17 protein-coding genes and 3 pseudogenes are annotated in these 23,471 nt (G+C 64.4%); 11 read left to right on the forward strand and 9 right to left on the reverse strand.

The window, feature by feature from the left end; genetic code table 11:
• The first annotated feature begins 260 nt into the window (after positions 1-260).
• The 4 genes from ACG873_RS11865 (at position 261) to ACG873_RS11880 (ending at position 4,042) form a co-directional block, all read left to right on the forward strand.
• Positions 261-782, forward strand: coding sequence for a SixA phosphatase family protein (locus ACG873_RS11865; RefSeq protein WP_394891953.1), 522 nt, complete (start codon positions 261-263; stop codon positions 780-782).
• Between the two features lie 73 nt (positions 783-855).
• Complete coding sequence (locus tag ACG873_RS11870; protein ID WP_394891955.1) at positions 856-2,313, forward strand: YcjX family protein; 1,458 nt, start codon at positions 856-858, stop codon at positions 2,311-2,313.
• On the forward strand, positions 2,310-3,386 hold the full coding sequence (locus tag ACG873_RS11875; RefSeq protein WP_394891956.1) for a YcjF family protein: 1,077 nt from the start codon (positions 2,310-2,312) through the stop codon (positions 3,384-3,386). The genes ACG873_RS11870 and ACG873_RS11875 overlap by 4 nt, the downstream gene beginning before the upstream one ends.
• Positions 3,387-3,511: 125 nt before the next feature.
• Positions 3,512-4,042 carry a hypothetical protein gene (locus ACG873_RS11880; RefSeq protein ID WP_394893467.1) on the forward strand — a complete coding sequence of 177 codons (531 nt, stop codon included), beginning with the start codon at positions 3,512-3,514 and terminating at the stop codon, positions 4,040-4,042.
• Between the two features lie 87 nt (positions 4,043-4,129).
• Here the strand turns inward: ACG873_RS11880 and ACG873_RS11885 are convergent, their stop codons facing one another.
• The gene (locus tag ACG873_RS11885) at positions 4,130-4,561 is read right to left on the reverse strand and encodes an HIT family protein (protein WP_394891957.1); all 432 of its coding nucleotides are present in this window, start codon (positions 4,559-4,561) and stop codon (positions 4,130-4,132) included.
• A 219-nt stretch (positions 4,562-4,780) separates the two neighbouring features.
• Here ACG873_RS11885 and ACG873_RS11890 point away from each other — a divergent pair, with 219 nt between their 5' ends.
• The 5 genes and pseudogenes from ACG873_RS11890 to ACG873_RS11910 all read left to right on the forward strand — a co-directional run bounded on the left by ACG873_RS11890 (position 4,781) and on the right by ACG873_RS11910 (position 9,285).
• Positions 4,781-5,932, forward strand: a complete 1,152-nt coding sequence (locus tag ACG873_RS11890) for a tetratricopeptide repeat protein (RefSeq protein ID WP_394891959.1) — start codon at positions 4,781-4,783, stop codon at positions 5,930-5,932.
• A gap of 122 nt (positions 5,933-6,054) precedes the next feature.
• Positions 6,055-6,243, forward strand: a complete 189-nt coding sequence (locus tag ACG873_RS11895; RefSeq protein WP_394891961.1) for a hypothetical protein — start codon at positions 6,055-6,057, stop codon at positions 6,241-6,243.
• 166 nt (positions 6,244-6,409) lie between these two features.
• A complete protein-coding gene (locus tag ACG873_RS11900) occupies positions 6,410-6,679 on the forward strand; it encodes a methyltransferase family protein (protein WP_394891962.1) in 270 nt (89 codons plus the stop codon).
• A gap of 221 nt (positions 6,680-6,900) precedes the next feature.
• Positions 6,901-8,740 (forward strand): annotated as a pseudogene (locus ACG873_RS11905) (monovalent cation:proton antiporter-2 (CPA2) family protein).
• Complete coding sequence (locus ACG873_RS11910; protein WP_394891964.1) at positions 8,737-9,285, forward strand: DUF924 family protein; 549 nt, start codon at positions 8,737-8,739, stop codon at positions 9,283-9,285. The pseudogene ACG873_RS11905 and the gene ACG873_RS11910 overlap by 4 nt, the downstream one beginning before the upstream one ends.
• On the opposite strand, the gene folK is transcribed toward ACG873_RS11910, so the two are convergent.
• A complete protein-coding gene (gene folK, locus ACG873_RS11915) occupies positions 9,282-9,797 on the reverse strand; it encodes a 2-amino-4-hydroxy-6-hydroxymethyldihydropteridine diphosphokinase (protein WP_394891965.1) in 516 nt (171 codons plus the stop codon). The genes ACG873_RS11910 and folK overlap by 4 nt on opposite strands.
• A gap of 112 nt (positions 9,798-9,909) precedes the next feature.
• Between folK and ACG873_RS11920 the strand changes: the two genes are divergently transcribed.
• Positions 9,910-10,527 (forward strand): DUF922 domain-containing Zn-dependent protease, encoded by a 618-nt coding sequence (locus ACG873_RS11920; RefSeq protein WP_394891967.1) that lies wholly within the window; start codon positions 9,910-9,912, stop codon positions 10,525-10,527.
• A 121-nt stretch (positions 10,528-10,648) separates the two neighbouring features.
• Here ACG873_RS11920 and ACG873_RS11925 read toward each other — a convergent pair whose 3' ends face one another.
• The 3 genes and pseudogenes from ACG873_RS11925 to ACG873_RS11935 all read right to left on the reverse strand — a co-directional run bounded on the left by ACG873_RS11925 (position 10,649) and on the right by ACG873_RS11935 (position 12,516).
• Positions 10,649-11,677, reverse strand: a complete 1,029-nt coding sequence (locus ACG873_RS11925) for an NAD(P)/FAD-dependent oxidoreductase (protein WP_394891968.1) — start codon at positions 11,675-11,677, stop codon at positions 10,649-10,651.
• Between the two features lie 33 nt (positions 11,678-11,710).
• On the reverse strand, positions 11,711-12,031 hold the full coding sequence (locus ACG873_RS11930) for a 2Fe-2S iron-sulfur cluster-binding protein (protein ID WP_394891969.1): 321 nt from the start codon (positions 12,029-12,031) through the stop codon (positions 11,711-11,713).
• A 117-nt stretch (positions 12,032-12,148) separates the two neighbouring features.
• Positions 12,149-12,516, reverse strand: a pseudogene (locus ACG873_RS11935) (Hpt domain-containing protein).
• Positions 12,517-12,811: 295 nt separating this feature from the next.
• On the opposite strand from ACG873_RS11935, the pseudogene ACG873_RS11940 reads away from it, so the two are divergent.
• Positions 12,812-19,103: pseudogene (locus ACG873_RS11940) on the forward strand (kinesin).
• Positions 19,104-19,167: 64 nt separating this feature from the next.
• Here the strand turns inward: ACG873_RS11940 and ACG873_RS11945 are convergent.
• The 4 genes from ACG873_RS11945 to ACG873_RS11960 all read right to left on the reverse strand — a co-directional run bounded on the left by ACG873_RS11945 (position 19,168) and on the right by ACG873_RS11960 (position 23,417).
• Positions 19,168-19,746 carry an ABC-type transport auxiliary lipoprotein family protein gene (locus ACG873_RS11945; protein ID WP_394893469.1) on the reverse strand — a complete coding sequence of 193 codons (579 nt, stop codon included), beginning with the start codon at positions 19,744-19,746 and terminating at the stop codon, positions 19,168-19,170.
• Positions 19,747-20,026: 280 nt separating this feature from the next.
• A complete protein-coding gene (locus ACG873_RS11950) occupies positions 20,027-21,400 on the reverse strand; it encodes an MlaD family protein (RefSeq protein WP_394891971.1) in 1,374 nt (457 codons plus the stop codon).
• A gap of 15 nt (positions 21,401-21,415) precedes the next feature.
• A complete protein-coding gene (locus ACG873_RS11955) occupies positions 21,416-22,234 on the reverse strand; it encodes an ABC transporter ATP-binding protein (protein WP_394891972.1) in 819 nt (272 codons plus the stop codon).
• A 1-nt stretch (position 22,235) separates the two neighbouring features.
• Complete coding sequence (locus tag ACG873_RS11960; protein WP_394891973.1) at positions 22,236-23,417, reverse strand: ABC transporter permease; 1,182 nt, start codon at positions 23,415-23,417, stop codon at positions 22,236-22,238.
• Between the last annotated feature and the right edge of the window lie 54 nt (positions 23,418-23,471).

Here is a 23,471-nt window from a genome sequence, read left to right on the forward strand (position 1 = left end):
TTCCCTTTTTTCGGGCCTATATATTCGCCGGCCCGAAGCCGCACAAGATCAATCGTAACGAAGGTCACGCAATTGTTAGTCGCAGACAAAGCCCGGTTTCGCCGCTCCTTCGGGCGACGATGATGGCCGAACCGGCCGGCTGCAGATAGCGGCGGGCGGCGGTGTGGCGGAATGCAGGCTCGAACTTTCGGCGTGTTGCGCGGAGCGGCGGGCATCGCTAAACCCCGAACGATCCGGCCACGCACGGCACGATATTCGCGATGATGGGGGGCATATTGGGCAGCAGGCTCTTTCTCCTGAGACATGCCAAGGCGGGCTGGGCCGCGCCCGGCATGCGCGATTTCGACCGCCCGCTCGACGCATCGGGCTTGGCCGACGCGGAGGCCACCGGCGTCGCCATGCGCGCCTGCGGCTATGTTCCCGACCTCACGCTCTGCTCCAATGCGCGGCGCGCCCGCGAGACGCTGGAGGGCATAGCCGGCCATGCGGACACGGGGCGCGTCCTGTTCTCCGACGCACTCTATTCCGAGGACGCCGCCGGATACCTGTCGATCATACGCGGCAACGGCGGCGCCGGATCGCTGCTGGTCATTGGCCACAATCCGATGATGGAGGATCTGGCGATGGCGATGGCCGGCACCGGCGAGGAAAGCGCGCGGGCGACGCTGAATTCCGGTTTCCCGACATCCGGCTTGGCGGTCATCCGTTTCGAGGGCAGCCTCGCCGACGCCGCCCCCGGCCGCGGCCACCTGGAAGGCTTCCTGACCCCGGCGGATCTTTGACCGGGCCGGCGCGCCATTTCAAAAGCCCGCCACGTCACCTATATCGGAACCATCGGCAGTCCGGGGAATTCGCTTGGCGTCTCTGACAAGTTTAACCGACGAGGCGCGGATTGCGCTCGACACGCTTTCCGGGCGCGCGACGGGGCTCTTCTCGCCGTCGCTGCGAGTCGGCGTGACAGGGCTTTCCCGCGCCGGCAAGACGGTGTTCATCGCGGCCTTCGTGCACAATCTGGTCCATGGCGGCCGGCTGCCGCTGTTCGAGGCGCAGAAGTCGGGCCGCATCGCGCGCGCCTTCCTGGAAGAGCAGCCCGACGACGCCGTGCCGCGTTTCCAGTACGAGGATCACATCGACGCGCTGGTGAAGGCACGGGTCTGGCCGGAATCCACGCGAGCGATTTCCGAATTGCGGCTGACCATCGAATACAGATCGGCGTCGGGCTGGGGCCGCCTGTTCTCGCGCGGCCGGCTGTCGGTCGACATCGTCGACTATCCCGGCGAGTGGCTGCTCGACCTGCCGCTTCTCGGCAAGAACTATGCCGAGTTTTCGCGCGAGGCGTTCGGACTGTCGGAATTGCCGGTGCGCGCCGACCTGTCGGAAGACTGGCACAGCCTGTCCGCGACAATCGATCCCGCCGCCGACGCCGACGAGATGGTGGCGCGCAGCCTCGCGGAAAGCTTTGCGGCCTACCTAAAGGCCTGCAAGCTCGACGAACGGGCGCTGTCGACGCTGCCGCCCGGCCGCTTCCTGATGCCGGGCGATCTCGACGGCTCGCCGGCGCTGACTTTCGCACCGCTGCCCGGACTAGCCGAAGGCCGCGCGCGCGGCGGCTCCCTCCACGCGATGATGGAGCGCCGCTACGAGGCCTACAAGACCCATGTCGTCAAACCGTTCTTTCGCGAACATATCGCGCGGCTCGACCGGCAGATCGTGCTGATCGACGCAATGCAGGCGCTGAACGCCGGCCCGGCCGCGATGGCCGACCTGGAACGCGCGGTGACGGAGATACTGGCCTGCTTCCGGCCGGGACGCGGCGGCTTTCTGACTGACTTCTTCTCGCGGCGCATCGACCGCATACTGGTGGCGGCGACCAAGGCCGACCATTTGCATCACGAGAGCCATGACCGGCTGCAGGCCATCGTCCGGCGGCTGACGGACCGGGCCGTGAAGCGCGCGAATTTTTCCGGCGCTAAAGTCGACGTGCTGGCGATGGCGGCCATACGCGCGACGCGCGAGGGCAGCGTCAAGCAGGGCCGGGAGACCCTGCCGGTCATCATAGGCACGCCCTTGGCGGGCGAAAAGATCGGCGGGGAGACATTCGACGGCAAGACCGAAACCGCCATATTTCCCGGCGACTTGCCGGCGAAAGCTGACATGGCTTTCGAACCGGGCAAGGCACAGGACGAGATGCTGCGCATCGTGCGTTTCCGTCCACCAAAACTCGAGACGACGGCCGAAGGCGTTACCCTGTCGCTGCCGCACATTCGGCTCGACCGCGCCCTGCAGTTCCTGATCGGAGATCATATGGCATGACGCCGCCCCGCAAACCGGCAGCATTCCGCATCGAGCCGGAACCCGCGCCCAGGGACGGCAGGCAGCCGGCTGAGGCGCCCCGCAAGCCCCGCGCCGTCAAATCCGACGTCGCCATCGTCACGCCGGCCGAGATCGACGTCTTTGCCGAACCGGATATTGCGGAAAGCCCGCCGCCGCCCGCTTTTCCGCCAAAGCGCCGTTCTAGGCTGGCGGCGATCTTCCTCGGCGCATTCGGCGTGCTGGTTTCGCTCGCCGTCGGCCTGTGGACCGACCAGCTCGTCCGCGAGCTTTTCCAACGGGCCGAGTGGCTGGGCTGGCTGGCGGCGGGCATGGCGCTGGTCGCGGCCGCCGCGTTGCTGATCATTCTGGTCCGCGAGATGCTGGCACTCTCGCGGCTCGCGTCGGTGGAAAAGCTGCGCTCACGCGCCCTTGACGCGATCGTCCGGGACGATTCCAAGGCTGCCCGCGCGGTGGTCGACGAACTGTCAGCACTCGTGGCGTCCAAGCCGGACACGGCGGCGGGACGCAGGGCGCTCGCCGATCTTCAGGGCGAAATCATCGACGGGGCAAATCTCGTCCGGATAGCCGAGGCCGAGATACTCGGGCCGCTCGACGCCCGCGCCAAGATCATGGTCCTCGATGCCGCCAAACGCGTTTCGCTGGTCACCGCAGTCAGTCCGCGCGCGCTGGTCGACATCGCTTACGTCGTGTTCGAATCGGGCCGGCTGATCCGGCGGCTGTCAGAGGTTTACGGCGGAAGGCCGGGAACGCTCGGCTTCTTCCGGCTGGCCCGAAGCGTGCTCGCGCATCTGGCCGTGACCGGCGCGATGGCCGCCGGCGACGACATCGTGCACCAGCTCGTCGGCCAGGGGCTTGCCGCACGGCTGTCGGCGAAGCTCGGCGAAGGCGTGGTCAACGGCATGATGACGGCGCGCATCGGAATTGCCGCCATGGAGGCCGCAAGGCCCCTGCCCTTCACGGCGCTGAAACGGCCGGGCATCGGCGATTTCCTCTCGGCGCTGACCTCGTTCGCTTCAAAAAAGCTGGCCGGTAAATCGCCGCCCGAGAGCTGATGCGGCAAGGAAAGAACGTTGTCGCAAGAAGGTCCAGGTGACGAAGCATTAACCATTCTTGTCCATGGTCATTGCATCCGATTTCCAGTTCCAGTCGCCGGGTGTTCCTGATGAAACGCGTCGCAATGTCCGCCATCCTTGCCGCCTGCGCGGCGACAGCCGGCCTCGCCGGACCCGCCAATGGCGGCGAGCGCGACCGGAAGTTCTTCGAAAGCGTTGAAGGCGACTGGAGCGGGCCTGGCGAGATCGTGGCCGGCAAGTACAAGGGCACCAAATTCAACTGCACGCTCAACGGCTCCACGCCGGCCGCAAAGCTGGGCATGACGCTCGACGGCACCTGCCGCGTCGGCGTCTTCACCCAAAAAATGTCGGCGACCATCGAGCACACGGCAGGCAAGGGCTACAGGGGCACGTTCATGGACGGCGCCGAAGGCAAGGGCCTCGACATCGTTTCGGGCAATGTCGTCGACGCGAGCAAGGTCGTCCTGGCGATCAACCGCAATCAGCTCAAGGGCATCATGCAGGCCCGCATCGCCGACAAGAACACCATGAACGTCACCGTGTCGGTCCGCGTCGAGAAGGAACTCGTGCCCGTCATCGGCATGAGCCTGAAGCGCGTCGACGCCACCGCCGTGGGCGCCATCGCCGCCGAGTAGGCGCGGCCTGATTTAAGGCAAGCCGGGTATATCAGCGCATCCGCCGTCTTGGAGGTGAAGTGGGCGGCGGGTGGAAAGAAGCCTCTGTTACCGCAGGTGTTGTCTGAGCTTTTCGGCAGTGTCGATCATTTCGGCATCCATCGGCCGAGGCGGATTGCGATAGGTGACGACCTCCTCGGCAATGTATCGTCTGGAGGTCAGGTCATCAGAACGAACGAGCGGAACAACGTGCGCGTGAACGTGCGGAATATCGCTTCCGGTAAATGCGAACCTCACCCTCTCCACCCCGTAAATCGCCTTCTGGGCCTGGGCGATCCGCTGAGCGAGTGACGCTATGTTCCCCAGAAGGTCCGCCTGCAGATCCTCGAAGTAAGGAAAGTGCTCCTTCGGTATGATCTGGATGTGGCCGGGCCGGATTGGGTTGATATCGAGAAAAGCCAGTAGTTTCCCATCCTCCCAAATAATGGTGGCGGGAACCTCATGGGTGGCGATGGAGCAGAACAGACATGGACGCATCATTGCCTATCGCTACCACACTTTTTGCCGATTACTCCAAAGACCGCAAAGAGTGTGGCGAAGCCGACGGAGCCTACTCCTAGGAATAGGCTTACCCGGACGATCAAGAGAGATGCCCCGCATCAGGGGCTCGGGCAGGGGCCGGAAATGCTGTCGTCAAAAGTTACTTCAACAATGGGGCCGCACGCGCAATAGTCGACCATACATGAATGAGGGCCATTCATGATGCGAACGGCAAGCCTCACGACGGTTGGTCTGGCGATATTCACTGCATCGGCGCAGGCACAAACGCAGGAATCGCTGCTGGCGTTGTGCACGGAAGCGCCTGTCACCGACCGGACAATCGAGGTCTGTTCGCAGCTTCTGGAAAACGACCAACAGATCACCCCGGAGCAGCGAACCGAGGCCTACCGGAAGCGGGGACACCTCCTTTTCCAACAGGGCGGCTTCGACCGCGCGATCTCCGACTTCGGCAAGGTAATCCAGAGCGATCCGGAAGATTCTGTTGCTTACGCTATCCGTGGCGCTGCCTATCTCGCGCAGGGCGACCTGGACCGGGCGATGTCGGATGTCAACGAGGCGATCCGCCTCGACCCCGCGAGCGCCACAGCCTACAACGTCCGCGGCCTCGCCTACGCCCAGGAAGGCAGGCCCAACATGGCAATCGCGGATTTCGACAGGGCGGTTTGGCATGACCCGAATGACGCCAGTGCCTATGCAAATCGCTGCTTCGCCTATCTCACGATCGGCCAAGCAGATCGAGCGATCGTGGAATGCAGCGCGGCGATCCGGAACGATCCGATCCACATCGGAGCCTACAATACCCGCGGCGTTGCCCATGTTCAAAAAGGCAATTGGGAAAAGGCAGCACGCGATTTCAGCGAGGCAATCCGTCTCGACCCGGAAGATTCCATGGCGTACAAAAACCGCAGCTTCGTCCATATCATGATGGGCGACGCCGAGCACGCAGTTGCCGACGCCGGCGAAGCGATCCGGCGCAACCCCTCCGAGCCGGGTGCCTATGCCAACCGTGGCCGGGCTTATCTCGAGTTGAAAGAATTCGACAGCGCCATTGCCGACCTGGACCAGGCCATCCGGCTCTATCGGGACGCCAGCGTCCAAGCGCCGCCTCGCGCACAGGACTCGAATTCCATATTCGAGAAGGATCTGTACTTTGATCCATCAGATCGAACATTCCGGTGCGATGACAATTTCGCGGACGCATTCTTTCACCGCGGCGTTGCCTATTGGAACAAGGGCGACCTCGAACGGGCGCTCTCCGACATCGACGAGGCTGTCAGGCTGGCTCCCGGCAATCAGGAGGCCCGCACCTGGCGTGACAAGCTGGTGAAAGCCAAGGCTGGCCAGAAATAGCACAAAACCTCACCCGGTTTGGCGATGCCAGCCTGGCAGGCATGTTGAACGATGACTGTAACCGAACCTGAACCGATGTCGCGAACGACCGCGATCGCCTATGCGGTTGGACGCCGCTGGGGTTGCTCGCGCTCGTCTTCCTTCCCGTCGGCCGTCTCGACTGGTTGCCCGGATGGTACTTCATCGTCTTCGTCGGAACCGCCTACGGCGCTTCGGCCTTGATCCTGGCGCGCGTCAATCCCGCCATCTATCCGGCGCGCAGCCGCTTCCAACCCGGCACCAAGCGGTGGGACCTGATCCTTCTTGGCTGATGCTCCCCGCCATGGTCGCAGAGGTTCCGCTGGCGACCTTCGACACCGGAAGAATGGCGTGGCCGGCCGTGCCGCTTTCGATCGTCATTCTGGGTTATGTCCTGCTGGGCGCAGGAATCGCTGTGAGCGCCTGGGCGCAGGCGGTTAACCGTTCTTTGAGCCAGGCGTGCAGATCCAGCGCGAGCGCGGCCAGAACGTCATCAGTTCGGGACCGTATGCGTTCGTGCGGCACCCTGGTTATGTCGGCGCGCTCATGATGTTCGCGGGCATCGCGCTGGCGCTGGCGTCATGGTGGGCGCTTGTTCCGGCGGCTTGGGCGGGTGCGGTTCTGATCCTCCGAACAAGTTGGGAAGACGCGCTGCTGCAGGCCGAACTCGACGGCTATGCGGACTATGCCCGGCGTGTCCGATTCCGGCTTGTGCCAGGCATTTGGTGAACGTCGCTCGCGCAGGCGGCGAATAAAAAAGCTGGAGCAGGGAAGGTCGAGCCAAAGAAAGTCAGAAATGGGTCGTGAGCCGAAATTCAAACCAAAACACAGCCCGCAAAACTCTCGTCGAAGGCTGTTCGATAGCAACATGAGTCCATATCCTGTCGGAGACATTTCCGCTCGCCTGCGATAAAGGCGAGCGGAACCAGGCATTCGACAGGGAAATCCGCATGGCGGCAGAGGCGGCAGACAGCAATCTCGTCAATGTAGTTGCCCTGCTTGCCGCGGGCGTGGTGGCGGTTCCGATCTTCAAACGCCTCGGGCTCGGCTCGATCCTGGGTTATCTCGCGGCAGGGCTGGTGATCGGACCGTTCGGGCTGGGCCTTTTCTCCGATCCCGAAGCGATACTTCACGTCGCCGAACTTGGCGTGGTGATGTTCCTGTTCATCATAGGGCTGGAGATGGAGCCATCGCGGCTCTGGAGCTTGCGCCGCGAGATCTTTGGACTCGGCGTGCTCCAGGTCGGTATTTGCGCCCTGCTTCTGACCGGCGTCGGGCTGGCCACCGGCTTTCCGGTCTCGGTTTCGTTCGTTGCCGGCGCCGGCTTCGTGCTGACCTCGACCGCGATCGTCATGCAGTTGCTGGAAGAGCGCGGCGACATCTCCACGCCCAGGGGCCAGCGCATGATCTCGATCCTGCTGCTCGAGGATCTGGCGATCGTGCCGCTGCTGGCGCTGGTGCATTTTCTTGCGCCCGGCGGCGCCGACGCCAGTTGGGCCGAGCGCCTGATCGATGTCGTCATCGGGCTGGGGTCAATCGCCGGGCTGGTGCTGGCGGGCCGCTACCTGCTCAACCCGCTGTTTCGCATATTGGCCGAATCCCGAGCCCGCGAGGTCATGACCGCGGCGGCCCTGCTCGTCGTGCTCGGTTCGGCGCTGGCGATGGAACTCGGCGGCCTGTCGATGGCGATGGGCGCGTTCCTCGCCGGCGTGCTGCTTTCGGAATCGACCTTCCGTCATCGAGCTCGAGGCAGACATCGAGCCGTTTCGCGGCGTCCTGCTCGGCCTGTTCTTTCTTGCCGTCGGCATGTCGCTCGACCTGACGGTGGTGTGGGCGAACTGGCAGACAGTCGCCGCCTATGTCGCCGCCTTCATGGTGATGAAGGGGCTCGGCATCTATCTCGTCGCGCGTTTCCTCAAATCGGACCACCGCGAAGCGCTCGAACGCGCCGTGGTGATGGCGCAGGGCGGCGAATTTGCCTTCATCCTCTATTCGTCGGCGCTCGCCGTCGGCATCATAGACGGCCAGGCCAACGCGATACTGTCCGCCATCATCATCATTTCCATGGTGCTGACGCCGCTCGCCATCTTCGTGCTGCGCCGGATCACGCCGCGGGACGAACTGACGCTGGAGGGTGTCGATATCGCCGACGGATTGACGGGAAGCGTGCTTGTCATCGGCTTCGGCCGCTTCGGCCAGATCGCATGCCAGCCGCTGCTCTTGCGCGGCATCGACGTGTCGATCATCGACAATGACGTGGAGATGATCAAGGCGGCGGCCGACTTCGGCTTCAAGGTCTATTACGGCGACGGCACCAGGCTCGACATCCTGCGGGCGGCAGGCGCCGGCAAGGCGCGCGCGGTCCTGATCTGCGTCGACAAGGCCGAGGTCTCGGTCAGGATCGCCGAGCAGATGAAGGCGGAGTTCCCACTGGTTCAGGTGCTGGCGCGCGCCTACGACCGCGGCAACGCCATCGCCCTGATCCGCGCCGGCGTCGACTACCAGATGCGCGAGACCTTCGAATCGGCGCTTTTGTTCGGCGAAAGCACGCTCCGGCATCTCGGCGAGGAAGAGGAGGAAGCCGCCGAGGTCATCGCGGATGTGCGCCGGCGCGATGCCGAGCGGCTTGAATTGCAGATCGCCGGCGGCATAAAAGCCGGCCGCGGCCTAATGAAAGGCAACATGCCGGTGCCGACACCGCTTACGCCGCCGAAGCGGCCGGGCCAGGCGCTCAACGAAGAGGCGGCCATCGTGGTCGGCAAAACGGCGACAGCGGAGAAAACATCATGAACGACACCGACGCCGGCCCGGCCGAAGTTATCGCGTTCTGGCGCGAAGCAGGTCCCGACCGCTGGTTCTTCAAGGACGAGGCGTTCGACGCCGAATTCCGCGGCCGCTTCCTCGACCGGCATATGGCCGCAGCGCGTAGGCAATGCGACCACTGGGCCGACAGCGCCGAAGGCGCACTTGCGCTTATGATCCTGCTCGACCAGTTGCCGCGCAACTGCTTCCGCGGCACCGGGCACATGTTTGCGACCGACCCGCTGGCCCGCTACTTCGCAAGGAAAGCGATCGATGCCGGGTTCGACATGGAGTTCGGTGAGGAGATGAGGGTCTTCTTCTACCTGCCCTTCGAACATTCGGAGAATCTCGAGGATCAGCAGCTCTCGGTCGACCTGACCAAGGCTCGCGCCGATCAATACCTGAAATATGCGCTGGATCACCACGCCATCATCGAGCGTTTCGGCCGCTTTCCGCATCGCAACCCGGCGCTTGGACGGCAGTCCACGCCCGAGGAGCAGGCGTTTCTCGACGGCGGCGGGTTCGCAGGCTAATCCTTCCACCAGTCGCCGCCGGAAGGCAGCTTCTCGATGCCGACCCGGTCTATATTGCCGAGATGCCCGGCGAGGCTGTCCCCCTCGACCATGAAATCGGGCGCGATCTCGGCCAGCGGCACCAGCACGAAGGCGCGTTCGAGCATGCGCGGGTGCGGTATGTCGAGCCCGGCTTCATTGATGCGCCGGTCGCCGAACACCAGAATGTCGATGTCGACGAGGCGCGGGCCCCAGCGCTCCTGGCGCACGCGCTTCAGCCGGCGCTCGGCCTCGAGGCACAGGTCGAGAAGTTCGCGTGGCGACAGGCCTGTCTCGATCTCGGCCGCGGCGTTGAGGAAATCGGGCTGGTCGGTCTTGCCCCACGGCGGCGTGCGGTAAAGCGAGGATACCCTCACGACCTCGGTGGACGGATCCTCATCCAGGATCCGCAGCGCAGCACCCATGGCCTTTGCCGGGTCGCCGAGATTTCCGCCGAGGCTGAGATAGACCCGTTCTCTATTGTTGCCGGACAACAGTCACCTCGACACTATCGAAACACCCGCAAATGGCCGGCGGCCACTTCCGGGCCGTCGATTTTCCGTTGCGTAACGACCGCCCGTAAAGCAAGGTGTGGCGTGAGGCAACATGAACAAGAAATCGCTTCTCATCCTTTCGGCGCTGTTCTGCGCGGTCCAGCCGGCGCAGAGCGCGAGCCTGACCAAGACGTACAACTATTTCTCCGTCGGCGGCAGCACCCTCGACGAGATCGAAGGGGAGCTTTCGAAACGCGGCCCGCAACTCAAGAGTTCGGGACGGCGTCATCCCGGCGCGACGCGCATGGAGTTCACCACCCGCGTCGGCTATGGCGAGGTCAAGGGCGCCTGCCAGGTGGTGCAGGCGAGCGTGACGGTGAAGGCCCGCGTGATACTGCCCAAATGGCGGCGCAGCCGAAAGGCCGAACAGGATGTGCGGTTGATCTGGGATACGCTTTCGTCCGACATCAAGCGGCACGAGGAAAGCCATGTCATCATCGCCAAGAACCACGCCCGGGAGATGGAGCAGGCGCTGAAAGGCCTGGGCCGGCAGGAGAACTGCCAGGTCGCCGCGGCCAAGGTCAAGGCGATAACGGCCAAGCTGCTCCAGAGGCATGACAGGGCCCAGGTGGAATTCGACCGGATCGAAGGCATGAACTTCGAAAGCCGCATCCTCAGGCTGCTGCGATACCGGATCGAGCGTATCGGGGATGGCCGCCTGCCCGGCTAGAGCATCGTGCCGAAAAGTGGATGCGGTTTTCGGCAAGACGATGCGAAAACAAAAAGCTAGAGCGAGATGCCCGATTCCGAAATCGGGCGGCTTGCTCTAGCGGGCGACACCGGTCCTTCCCTCACGCCACGCCGAGCTTCTTCTGCAGGCTGGTCGAGGATGTCGTGTACTGGAAGACGATGCGCTCGCCGGGGCTGACGATCCGCTTGGCGGCCTGCGCCATCAGCGCCGCCTCGTGAAAGCCCGACAGGATGAGCTTCAGCTTTCCCGGATACCAGTTGATATCGCCGATGGCGAAGATGCCCGGCTCCGATGTCTGGAATTTCTCCGTGTCGACCGGGATGAGGTTTTCGTGAAGGTTGAGGCCCCAGTCGGCGATCGGGCCGAGCTTCATCGTGAGGCCGAAGAACGGCAGCATGCGCGTGCAGGCGATCTCGACCTCGCCCTCCGGGCCCTTCACGGTTGCCGAAGTGAGCTGGCCGTCCGAACCGGCCAGGCCGGTGACCTGGCCGACCTGGAACTCGAGCTCTCTCATCTCCTGCATGGCGTACATCTTGTTGACGCTGTCGGGCGCGGCGCGGAACTCCGGCCGGCGATGCACCAGCGTCATGCTTTTCGCCACGGGCTGGAGATTGAGCGTCCAGTCTAGCGCTGAATCGCCGCCGCCGACGATAACCACGTCGTGGCCTCGGAATTCCTCCATCCGCCGCACTGAATAGAAGACGCTCTTGCCCTCATAGGCCTCGATGCCCGGTATGGGCGGGCGCTTGGGCTGGAATGAGCCGCCGCCCGCCGCGATGACCACGACCTTCGCCTCGATCGTCTCGTTCTCGTCGGTCGTGGCGCGAAAACCGCCCTCCTCCAGCCTTTCAAGGCTCGAAACCATGCGGTTGAAGCTGAAGGTCGGCTTGAAAGGCGCGATCTGCTCCATCAGCCGGTCGACCAGCCCCTGCGCCGAGACCGAGGGCAACGCCGGAATGTCGTAGATCGGCTTTTCCGGATAGAGCTCGGCGCACTGGCCGCCGGGGCGGTCGAGGATATCGACCAGGTGGCATTTCATGTCGAAGAGGCCGAGTTCGAACACGGCAAACAGCCCGATCGGCCCCGCCCCGATGATCAGCACGTCGGTTCGGGTCATCGTGGCGTTCATTCGTCTGCCCTTCTTGAGTGTGGTGGTGGTCGCCTATCCCTGGCGCTCGGGAACGCGCACGACGAGCCCGTCGAGTTCGTCGCGCACCTTGATCTGGCAGGAAAGCCGCGAATTGGGCTGAACCTCGTAGGCGAAATCGAGCATGTCTTCTTCCATGGCTTCGGGCTCGCCCACGATATCGGTCCACTCTTCGTCGACATAGACATGGCACGTCGCGCACGCGCACGCGCCGCCGCATTCGGCCTCGATGCCTGGCACGGCGTTGCGGATCGCGTTTTCCATGACGGTGGAGCCGTTTTCGGCATCCACGTCAAATCGGGTGCCGTCAAAGGCGACGAAGGAAAGCTTGGTCATCACGGTTCCTGGGAGGAATATCCTCCGCCGAGATAATCACTCCGCCGGCCAAGTCAACTGCGGCGCAAACGCGCCGCGCCGTGGCGCAATCCTTGCCAAGCCGTGGATTATCGGGCCTTAGCGGCCGATCGCGGCGATGAAATCGCGCATCTCGTCGATCAGGCCGGCCAGCCGCCCGATCACCTGCCGGTCGTCGGTTTTTTTTCGATCTCGACCGCGCAATCGGCGATTGCGAAGGCGCCGACGCCGCGCGCCGATCCTATCAGGCCGTGAGCCAGACGGAGCCTCCCGGCCGTATCCGCAGCGCCGATCTGGTCCCGAACCAGCATCGCCTGCTGGAGGAAAAGGGCCAGTACTTCCTGCTCCAGCGCCCGGTCGCCCATGGTCTGGCGGGCAAGATGGACGAGGTCGACCGGCCGCGACCGCGCTTGGCCGCAGCTTTCGCCGCCGGGCATCGAAAAAGCCAACGCATCGGCATCGGGCAGCGCCATTTCTGGATTCCTGGAATTCACGTTCGCGCGTCGGAAATATGACGGCTCACCCTATGCCGGCCATTGTGGATAACGCGTTAATGCGTGGAGCCCGCAATTCCGCCGCAAAGCCGCCAGATTCGTGGCATCGTTAACCCTATGTTTAAACTTTTACGTATCGGGGCTGATTCAAGCTTCCTTTACCGGGCTGTGCCAGTACGATACGGGATAACCATAAAAAGCCTCTTCAGCGGGCAAAAAAAGAGCCGAAATCCGGCGTTTCCGCGGCATTTGTACAGGGTAAGGCGGCATGGCGAAACAACCGACGACAACCAAGAATTTCGACAGCGAAGTCGCCAAGGAACTCGAGGAGGCTCTGGACTTCGATTTGAGCGCAGGCGCCGACGACCTCGACATTGCGGCCTCCATGGAAGACCTGGAAGCACAGATTTCGCAGGCGGCCGACGAGCTTGCGCGCGAGGGCCGGGCCGAAAGCAACCCCGATGCAGCCGCCGAGGGCGCGGCTTCGACATCCGCTCCAACGCCGGCAAATCAAGACGCCCCTGCTCCGACATGGTTTCGCCCGGCCGCCGAGCAGACAAACGGTTTTGCGCCCGCCAACGACGATCGCCAGAGGGACTATCGCAGCCTGCTGCAAGGCATGAACCGCCGTTCGTCCAGCACCATCTACTGGGTGGTTGCGGCGCTCTCGCTCTTGTGGATCGCCGGCGGCGTGCTGTTCGGGCACACCGTGTTGACGCCGAGCATCCTCACCATCCGCTCTGTCGAACAGCTCGTCGCGATGCCGAACGCCATCCTGCTCGCCGTCGCCACCGTCATTCCCGTCATCCTGTTCTGGGGCTTCGCGGTGATGGTCCGGCGCGCCCAGGACATGCGGCTTGCAGCGCAGTCCATGACGGAAATGGCATTCCGCCTCGCCGAGCCCGAGAATCTTGCCCAGGATCGCGTCATGACGGTCGGCCAGGCCGTGCGCCGGGAAGTGGCGGCGATGGGCGAAGGCATCGAGCGCACGCTTGCGCGCGCGGTCGAGCTGGAAACCCTCGTCCATTCCGAAGTTAACCAGATCGAGCGCTCCTACACGGAGAATGAGGTGCGCATCCGTTCGCTGGTCGACGGGCTCGGCAGCGAGCGCGAGGCCGTCGTTACGCATGCCGAGCGCGTCCGCGCCTCGATCGCCGGCGCGCATGAGACGCTGAAGGAACAGCTCGGCTCGGCCAGTGATTCCATACGCGACAGCATTCTCGGCGCATCGACGCAACTGTCGATGACGATCACGAATTCCGGCGACACGCTGATCGACCGCATCAATGACAGCGGCATGTCGATCTTCGATTCGCTCGACGGCCGCCTCCACACGATCAGCGAACGCATCTCGACATCCGGTGAAGCATTCGCCAGTCTGCTCGACACGCGCATCGCCAAGCTCACCCAGACGTCCGACGACGTGACGCGCTCGCTAAGCGACCTCCTGGACGAACGCACCTCCGGAATGGTCTCGCTGCTCGGCGGCGCGGCGAAATCGCTCAACGCCGACCTGGAAGCCAGCCTGCAGGGCATCGAACGGACCCTTGCCGAACGCGGTCAGGGTCTGATCAGCGAATTCAACACCCGGGCCGAAGCGCTTGACTTGGGTACGCAGAAACTCAACGCCGCGCTGGAGGCGCGCGCCCGTCAGATCAACGACACACTCGTCGAACGCGCCCGCGATATCGCAACCACCTTCAGCGACGGCAAGCAGACCCTGTCCGAACTGATCGAGCAGGGCCGCGAGCGGATCGGCGCCGAGATGGCCGACATCGTCACCTCGACGTCTTCCATGCTCGAAGCACGCGCCGGCGATTTCGCCGGGCGGCTGGAACAGGCGGGCCACATCGTGTCGCGCGCCTTCGACGCCGACATCGAAAGGCTGGGCGAAGCCCGCGCCGGCATCGAGCTGGCCGTCGAGGATAATGCGCGCAGGCTTGCCGACAGCCGCGAACGCATGGCCGAAGCGATCCATTCCGACCTCGCGAGATTCGTCGAGAGCCGCACGGCAATCGACGAAACCGTGGGCGCCCAGGTGCAGAGGCTGGCCGAAGGACGCGAGATGATTTCGCGGGCTCTGGAGGAGGATCTGCGCAAGATCAACGAGCAGCGCGCCACGATCGACGCCTCGCTCGGAAACCAGCTCGAAAGGCTGGCCGAAGGCCGCGACAGCCTTGCGCGCGCGCTCACCGAAGATGCGCAGAAACTGGCGCAAACGCGCGCCGGTATTGACGAAATGGTCACCAGCCATATCGGCAAGCTGGTCGAAGGCCGCAGCATACTGACGCGTGCCCTGGAATCCGATCTCGGCAAGCTGCAGGAAAGCCGGTCCGGCATAGACGGACTTGTCGCCGGCCAGGTCGAAAAGCTGGCCGAGGGCCGCGACATCCTTTCGCGCGCGCTCGAAAACGACATGGCCAACATCAACAGCCTCGTCGCCAGGCACATGGACAAGATCGTGGCGGAACGCGGCGGGCTGACCCGGGCTCTGGAAGACGACATCGCAGTTGTCGAAAGCCTTGTCGCCGCCCAGGCGAACAAGCTCGCCGAAGGCCGGGATATCCTCAAGCGGACGCTCGAAGACGACCTGAACAAGCTCGCCGAAAGCAGGACGAGCATAGACGGCCTGGTCGCCGGCCAGGTCGAGAAGCTCGCCGAGGGCCGCGACATTCTGCGGCGCGCGCTCGAAGCCGACCTGAACAGGCTTTCGGAAGCCCGTTCCAACATTGACGGGCTGGTCGCCAGCCAGGTTGAAAAGATTGCCGAAGGCAGGCAGATCCTGTCGCAGGCCCTCGAGGCCGACATGGCGAAGGTCGAGGGCATCGTCGCTGGCCAGGTCGAGAAGATCGCGGAAGGCCGCAACCTGCTTTCGCAGGCGCTCGAAGCAGACCTACAGAAGGTCGCCGAAACACGAGACGGCATCGACGAGATCATCGCCGGCCATATCGGCAAGCTGGCCGAAGGCCGCAACATTCTTTCGCGCGCGCTCGAAGCCGACCTCGACAGCATCGACGGGCTGGTCAAGGCGCAGATGGAAAAGATCGCGCAGGACCGGGGCGTGCTGTCGCGTGCGCTGGAGGACGATTTCGCCAGCATCGACGGTCTTGTCGCCGGACAGGTGGACAAGCTTGCCGAGGGGCGCGAGGCGCTGAAGCGGGCGATGGAAGAAGATCTCGCCGGCATCGACGAAATGCTGGCCGGCCACGCCCAGAAATTCGTCGAGGGCCGCGATATGCTTTCGCGCCGCCTCGAGGAAGACCTGAACAAGCTTGCCGAGAGCCGCGCCGGCATAGACGGCCTGGTCGCCGGACAGGTGGAGAAGCTCGCAGAGGGCCGCGACATCCTGCGGCGCGCGCTCCAGGCCGACCTGAACAAGCTGGCCGAAAGCCGGGCCGGCATAGACGGCCTGGTTGCCGGGCAGGTGGAAAAGCTCGCCGAAGGCCGCAATATACTGTCGCGAGCGCTCGAAGCCGATCTGCAGAAGGTCGCGCAGAGCCGGGCCGGCATCGACGAAGTCGTCGCCGGGCATGTCGGCAAGCTTGCCGAGGGCCGCGACGCGCTCGCACGCGCTCTGGACGAGGATCTCGAAAAGCTCGCAGCCGCGCGGCGCGAAATCGACGAGGCCATTTCGAGCCACATCGACACGATCGCTGGCAAGAGCAACGTCGTCACCGACGCGCTGGCCGCCGACATCGAGAAGATCGAGGAGGCCTTCCAGCGCCAGACCGGAATCATCGAGGAGCGCACCGGAACCATGGAGCGCGCGCTCTCGAACGGCGTCGACAATGTGCGCCTCGTCCTGGAAAAGAGCGCGGTGGTCGTTGCCGGCGCGCTGCGCGAAAAGGTGCTCGAAGTCACCGCCGCGCTGCATGAGGAAGCGGGCAAGGCCTTCACCGACGCCGACCGGCAGATCGCCGAACGCGCCGAGCAGACTTCCGCGGCGCTCCTGGCGCGCGCCAACGACATCAGCCATGTATTCGAGGAGGCCGACCGGCGCCTTGCGGCGCGCACCGGCGAGACGGCCGACAGCCTCTCGGCCCGCGCCGAGGACATCGCCCGCACCTTCGACCAGGCGGATCAGCGGCTTGTCGCCCGAGCTGTGGAAACGGCGGCCACGCTGGCTTCCCGCGCCGGCGACATCCTGCGCAACTTCGACGAGGCCGACCAGCGTCTCGGCGCCCGCATCGGCGAATCCGCCGAGGCGCTTGCCTCGCGCGCCGCCGAACTCGGACGCATCTTCGAAAGCGTCGACCAGCAATTGACGGCCCGCATCGCCGAGGGTTCAGAAGCGCTCGGCTCACGCGCCGCGGAGATCGGAACCGTGTTCGACGCGGCTGATCAGAAGCTCGCATCGCGGATTTCCGAGGGTTCGGACGCTATCGGATCGCGTGCGATCGAGATCGTCCGCACATTCGAGGACGCGGACCAGCGCCTAACCGCCCGCGTAGCGGAAACCGCCGAAACGCTGGCCGGGCGCGCGTTCGAGATCAGCCGCGTCTTCACCGATGCCGACCAGCAGCTTGCGATCAGGATCAACGACAGCTCGGCCACCATTGGCCAGCATGCTGCAGGCATCGCCGACGCCTTCGCGAACACCGAACAGCGCGTCATCGCTCGCGCGCTGCAGACCTCGAAGGAACTGGACGCGCGCGCCCGGGCTATCGAGGAAGCGCTCTCCGGCGCCGACGAGAAGCTGGCGCAGGGCGCCGAGGCGATCGCCGCCCGGGTGGGCCAGCACGTCGCGGATGCCGAAATCCGACTGTCTTCCAGCGCCGAAGCCGCCGCCGCGCGGGTCGGCACTCATATCGCCGATGTCGAGAACCGGCTCGCCTACAGCGCCGAGGCCATGGGTCAGAAGCTCAGCGAGCAGATCAACCAGGCGGAAACACAGCTCGTGTCGCGCGCCAACGTGATCGCCGAGACGTTCACCGCGGTCGGCCAGCATATCGGCCAGAGCACCAACGAGGCGGCGCGCACAATCGGCGCCAACACGCGTGAGCTGAACTCGATGCTGGCCGAGAGGTCGGCCGAAATCAGCCGCATTCTCGACGAAAGCGGACGGCCGCTGGCCGAACGTCTGGCGGAGGGCGGCGGCGAGCTGCAGAAGAGCCTGGAGCAGGCGACGCAGCAGGCTGCCGAGCGGCTGCGCGCGGAGAACGAAGCGCTGGTGAATGCGCTGGCGAACCGCACCGCCGAAACGCTGTCGGCGGTCGAAGGCGCGCGTTCCACGCTCGCCGAGGGCGTGAACGGCCTGATCGGGAAACTCGCCGATTCGAGCGCCCAGCTCGGCGCGCTGATCGACGCGGCGGCCAGCAACCTGACGGCTGTCGACGAGCGGCTGACCGGCAGCACGCAGAGCTTTGCCACGACGACGGAAAAGGCGGCGGCGACTTTCGCAAGTTCGGCGCGGCTGGTCGATTCCAACACGTCTCGCCTCACCGAGCTGTCGTCCAACACGCTGAAGGAAGTCGCCTCCATCGCCACCAAGTTCGACGAGCACAGCCGCCTTCTCGCCGGCGCGTCGGATCTTCTGGAGTTCGGCCCAGAGCAATCTCGAGCACACGCTGGAGCGCCAGTCCTCGCTCGAGGATCTCGCCGTCGGCCTGGTCAAGAAGTCGGAAGACCTGGAGCGGATCATGCGCTCCTTCGAAAATCTGGTCGGCAACGCGCTGGAAAAGGCCGAGGGACGCACCCTCGCCTCGACCGACAAGATCCGCACCGCCATCTCCGAGGTGGTGGAATCGGCCACGCAGCGCTTCGCCGATGCGACCGAGGACATGCGGCGCACCGCCAGTTCGATCAAGCAGGATCTGGACGCCACACGCGCCGAACTCAAGAAGGGCGTCCTCGACATGCCGGAGGAAGCCAAGCAGTCCACGACGGCGATCCGCCGCGCGGTCACCGAACAGATCAACGCGCTCAAGGAACTGTCGGATATCGTTGCCAAATCCGGCCGCACCGTCGACGTTCCCGAGGCCCGGCCGAACCCGCGTCCGGCTCCGCAGGCTGCGGCGCCCCGCGCGCCGGAACCGCAGCGCCGCCCCGCCCCGCCAGCCGAACCGCAAAAGCCGCGCGACAACAACAACAACAACGGCCGCGCCCCGCAGTCCGGCGGCTGGGTCCGCGACCTGCTCACCGGAGCCTCGCGCGACGAAGCCGAGACGCCGGTGATGGAGGCACCGCGCGGCGCCACAAATCCGCGCTCGCCGGCCCATGTCGTCGAATCGCTCAACTCGCTGTCGGTCGACATCGCCCGCGCGATCGACCACGAGGCGTCGATCGAGCTTTGGGACCGCTACAGGCGCGGCGAACGGGACGTGTTCACGCGCCGGCTCTACACGCTGAAGGGCCAGCAGACCTTCGACGAGATTCGCCGCAAGTACCAGTCGGAGACCGAGTTCCGTGCCGCGGTCGACCGCTACTGCGACGACTTCGAGAAGCTGCTCAAGGATGTTTCGCGCAATGACCGCGACAACGTCATCACGCGGACCTACCTGTCGTCCGATACCGGCAAGGTCTACACCATGCTTGCCCACGCGGGCGGCCGGCTGCGGTAACAGAACGAGCGCATCAAAAAAGGCGGGGAAACCCCGCCTTTTTATTTGTCCAGCGGCAGGCCGCTCAGATCTGCGAATCCGCCCATTCGACGATCTCGGCCGCTGCGGAGCCGAAGGCCTGGTCGAGGGCTGCAACGTAAGCGTCGTTGCCGTCGCCGGAAACCGGCGCGCTGGCCTCGAATTCACGAGAGGCGCGGACCGTGCCGTTGCGGTCGTTCAGCAGTTTCACGAACAGCTCGACATTGGCGCGGCCGCCGCCGTCGACGAGCACTTCGAAGGCGCGGATCTCGGCGATGATCTGATAGTCGATCGCCAGCCCCTCGCCCGGTTTACCGACGCCGGCGAAGCCGCCCGAGCGCTGGAACGTCTCGGCGAGCCGCGCCTGGACGACGCGCGGCAGCCGATCGGCCCATTGCGCGCCCTTGAGAAACTGGATGGAACCGGGAGACGGCTTGATGACGATGTTCTGCCCGTCGAGCGCCTTCAGCGCAGAAGGCTCTGCGACGAGAATCTGAATGCGGCTGCGCCTGGCTTTGGATTGCGTCTGCGGCGCCGACAATTCGAATGTATCCAGTGGCGCCGGCGCGCCGCCGGGAAAAAGCGCGCAACCCGACAGCAGGAAAGCCGCCGCCACCCCGACCATAAACTGATTTGGCTTCACCCTCGACCTGCCCGTCCCACCGTTTAGCTGCCGCATCACCCCGTTCCGAAAGTCTGCGCTTTTCCCCTGCGCGGACCTTCGGTTCGGGATCATGCGTTTGTCTGCCGCATGGCCTTGCCCGAAAACTCTGCAACTTTTCGGGGCCATACGTTTGTCTGCCGCATGGCCTTGCCCGAAAAGTCTGCAACTTTTCGGGGCCAAGCTGAATCCTGTCGCAACCCCCAGATAATAGATTCTTTCTTGCTGCGCGCCGTCTCCGAAGTCAACGCCGCGCCCTTCCGTCATACTGGCGGACAGTGCCCTCGCCGCCGGTGATGATGCGTTGCGGATTGCGCTCGAGGTCGGTGATCGCCTGCTCGATCCTGGTGATCGACCGGCGGCCGTCCTGCACCAGCGCCTCGACATCGCGCAGTCCCTGGCCCGAGAACCGCGCCAGCCCGTCGGTGATCGTCCCCAGCCTGGAATTCAGCGTGTCGGCGACCTGGCGGAACGCCTTCAGCGTCTCGCTCGCATCGACCATCAGGCCTTCGGCTTCGCCCGAGCCGAGGAGTTTGTCCACCTTGACCAGAATGCCATCCACGCGCACCGACGCATCATTGAGCCGCTCCGTCAGTTGCCCGGCGTCGCTGATCATCTGGTCGATGTCGTCGGAGCGGCGGCCAAATCTCTCGGTGACCTTGGCCACGTCGGCGGCCGCCGTCCTTGCGTCGCGGCTCGCCACGTCGATATTGGTCAGCGTGCTTCGGACCCTCGCCGGATCGACGGCCTCGAGGACGCTGTCGGCTCTTGCGAGTGCGTCGGCCCCTTTCTCGGCGAAATCGTTGATCGAACCGACCGCCGTATCCACCCGCTTCACGACCGCGTCGAATTCGGTGCTGGTTTCGCTGAGGTTCTTCGTGAAGTTTTCGACATTGGCGACGATTTCCTCCACCTTCTCGGGGTCGACCGATTTCAGGATATCTTCGGCTGCCTGAAGCGTGCCGTCGAGCTTGCCGGAAACGCCTGCCAGTTCCTCGGAAAGCTTGGATACGCTTTCCAGGAACCTGTCGACGCCGTCGGCATTCCTGGCCAGCGCATCGGAAAAGGTACGGGTATTCTCAACGGTCTGCGTCAGCGGTCCGCGGACATCGCTCGTGAAGCCTTCGAGTTCGGAGAGCACCGTGTCGGCGCGCTTGAAGATATCCTGCGCGGTCTGGAGCAGGTTGGTCACGGCCGAAGGATCGGCGGTGATCTCGGCCACGGTGCCGTTCGCCTCAGCCTCGTCCAGGAGGTTGGGCTCCTGCAGGTTGGCGCCCCTGATCTCGATATTGGCCTGTCCGGTGAGACCAGCGATGCCGATGTCGGCCCTGGTCGACCTTGTGATCGGCGTCAGCCGGTCGACCTCGGTGTCGGCGATGGCCACGTTGGGGTTGGTGACGTCGATATAGACCCGCCGCACATTGCCGACCCTGACACCGTTGAACAGGACCGCACTGCCGGTGCCCAGCCCGGAGGCGGAGCCCGGAATGCGCACGCGCAGTTCGGTCGTTTCGCCGCGATCGCGAACCGCCGCAGTCCAGTAGACGAAGGCGAACGCAGCGACGATGGCCGCGAGCGTGAAGATTCCGACGATGACGTAATTGGCTTTGGTTTCCATTCGGCGATCTTGCTTCTATTCCCTGGCGGCTAGGTCGAGCTGCCGCGCCCGCTTGCCGCGAAAGTAGGATTTCACCCACGGTTCCTCGCTGGCTAGCATATCTTCAATGGTTCCCTGGACCAGCACCTTCTTCTTGCCGAGAACAGCGACCCGGTCGCACACCGAGAACAGGCTGTCGAGATCGTGCGTGACCATGTAGACGGTAAGGCCCATCGTGTCGCGCAGCTTCACGACCAGTTCGTCGAACTCCGAGGCGCCGATCGGATCGAGGCCGGAAGTCGGCTCGTCGAGGAAGACGATGTCCGGGTCGAGCGCCAGCGCCCGCGCCAGCGCGGCGCGCTTGATCATGCCGCCTGAAAGCTCGGAGGGGAATTTCAGCGCCGCGTCGCGCGGGAGGCCGACCAGTTCGATCTTGAGGAGAGCCAGTTCGTCCATCAGCTTCTTGGGCAGATCGAGATATTCCCGCATCGGAACCTGTACGTTCTCCTGCACGGTGAGCGCCGAGAACAGCGCGCCGTGCTGGAACAGCACGCCGAGCCGCATGTCGATCTTGAGCCGCTCGGCTTCGTTCGCCTTATCTACATCGACGCCGAACAGATGGATCTTGCCCGAACGCTTCTTGGTGAGGCCGAGTATGGCCCGCAGCAGCACCGACTTACCCGAACCCGAAGCTCCGACAAACCCAAGTATTTCGCCGCGCCTGATGTCGAGCGAGAGTTTGTCGAGGACAATCTTGTCGCCGAAGCCGACGGTCACGTCGCGCGCCGAAAGGACGATGTCGTCCTCCCCGCCGGCGGGGGCTTTGGGTTCGGCGAGTTCGGCTTGTTCGCTCATGCTAGAAATCGATCGCTGCGAAAAATATTGCGAACATGCCGTCGAGGATGACGACGACGAAGATCGACTTCACCACGGAAGCGGTGACGTGCAGGCCGAGCGACTCGGCGCTGCCCCCGACCTTGAGGCCCTCGACCGAAGCTATTACGCCGATGACCATCGCCATAAACGGTGCCTTGATAAACCCTACGGCGATTGTGCTGACGTCGATGGCGCTACGCAGGCGGTCGATGAAGGCTGCCGGAGCGATGTCGGAATAGAACCAGGAGACCAGGATGGCGCCGCCGAGAGACGCGAAATTGGCCGCGACCGTCAGGCAGGGCAGCGCTATGACCAGGGCGACCAGCCGTGGAAAAACCAGCACGCCGACCGGGTTCAGGCCGATGACCGTCAGGGCGTCGACCTCCTCGCGCATTTTCATCGAACCGATCTCGGCCGTGATGGCGCTGCCCGAGCGGCCGGCGATCATGATCGCCGTCATCAGTACGCCGAGCTCACGCAGCACCAGTATGCCCACCAGGTCGACGACGAAGATGTCGGCGCCGAAATAGCGCAGTTGCAGCGCGCCCTGCTGCGCAACGATCGCGCCGACGATGGCCGACATCAGGACGACGACGGGAATGGCGCCGACGCCCATGCGGTCGATCTGGTTGAAGATGGCGGCAGGATTGACGCTGTGCCCACGTCCGAGCTTCATCTGGCCGCCGCGGATGGTGGCGCCGAGAATGCCCATCGAGGCTAGAAAGTCGTCACGTCCGGCATATACGGCGCGGCCAAGCAGTTCCAGCGCGCGGATGATAATGTTCGGCTGTCGCGGCGGCTGCAACTCGTGGTCCTGGCGGGAAGCCTCGCCCACCGCCTCGAGCAGCACGGAGGCGGCCTCGTTCTGGCCGCGAATGCTCGTCTCGACGCCATTTTGGGCGAGCGAGGTCATCAGCCGGTCGATCAGCCATGCGCCGGCGGTGTCCAGCTTCTCGATCTTCGACAGATCGAGAACCATGGCGCGGCCCCGCGCTTTCCGCTCGATCTTGCGCATTTCGGCATCGACGAGCGCCACGGTGCGGGTCGTCCATACGCCCGACAGGGCACAATGAAGCACGCCGCCCTCTTCCGTCTCCGCGATCCGGGGACGGGAATTGTCGGCTGGCGCGCCGCTTGATTCCCTGGTGGCGTTGGTCAACATGCGCCCTGTATTAGCCCGCCAAGCGGGACCTGTCATTTGTCGTCAGATACTTAG

Origin of the sequence: Allomesorhizobium aridi (genome assembly GCF_043769475.1) — a bacterium.
Lineage (GTDB): Bacteria > Pseudomonadota > Alphaproteobacteria > Rhizobiales > Rhizobiaceae > Allomesorhizobium.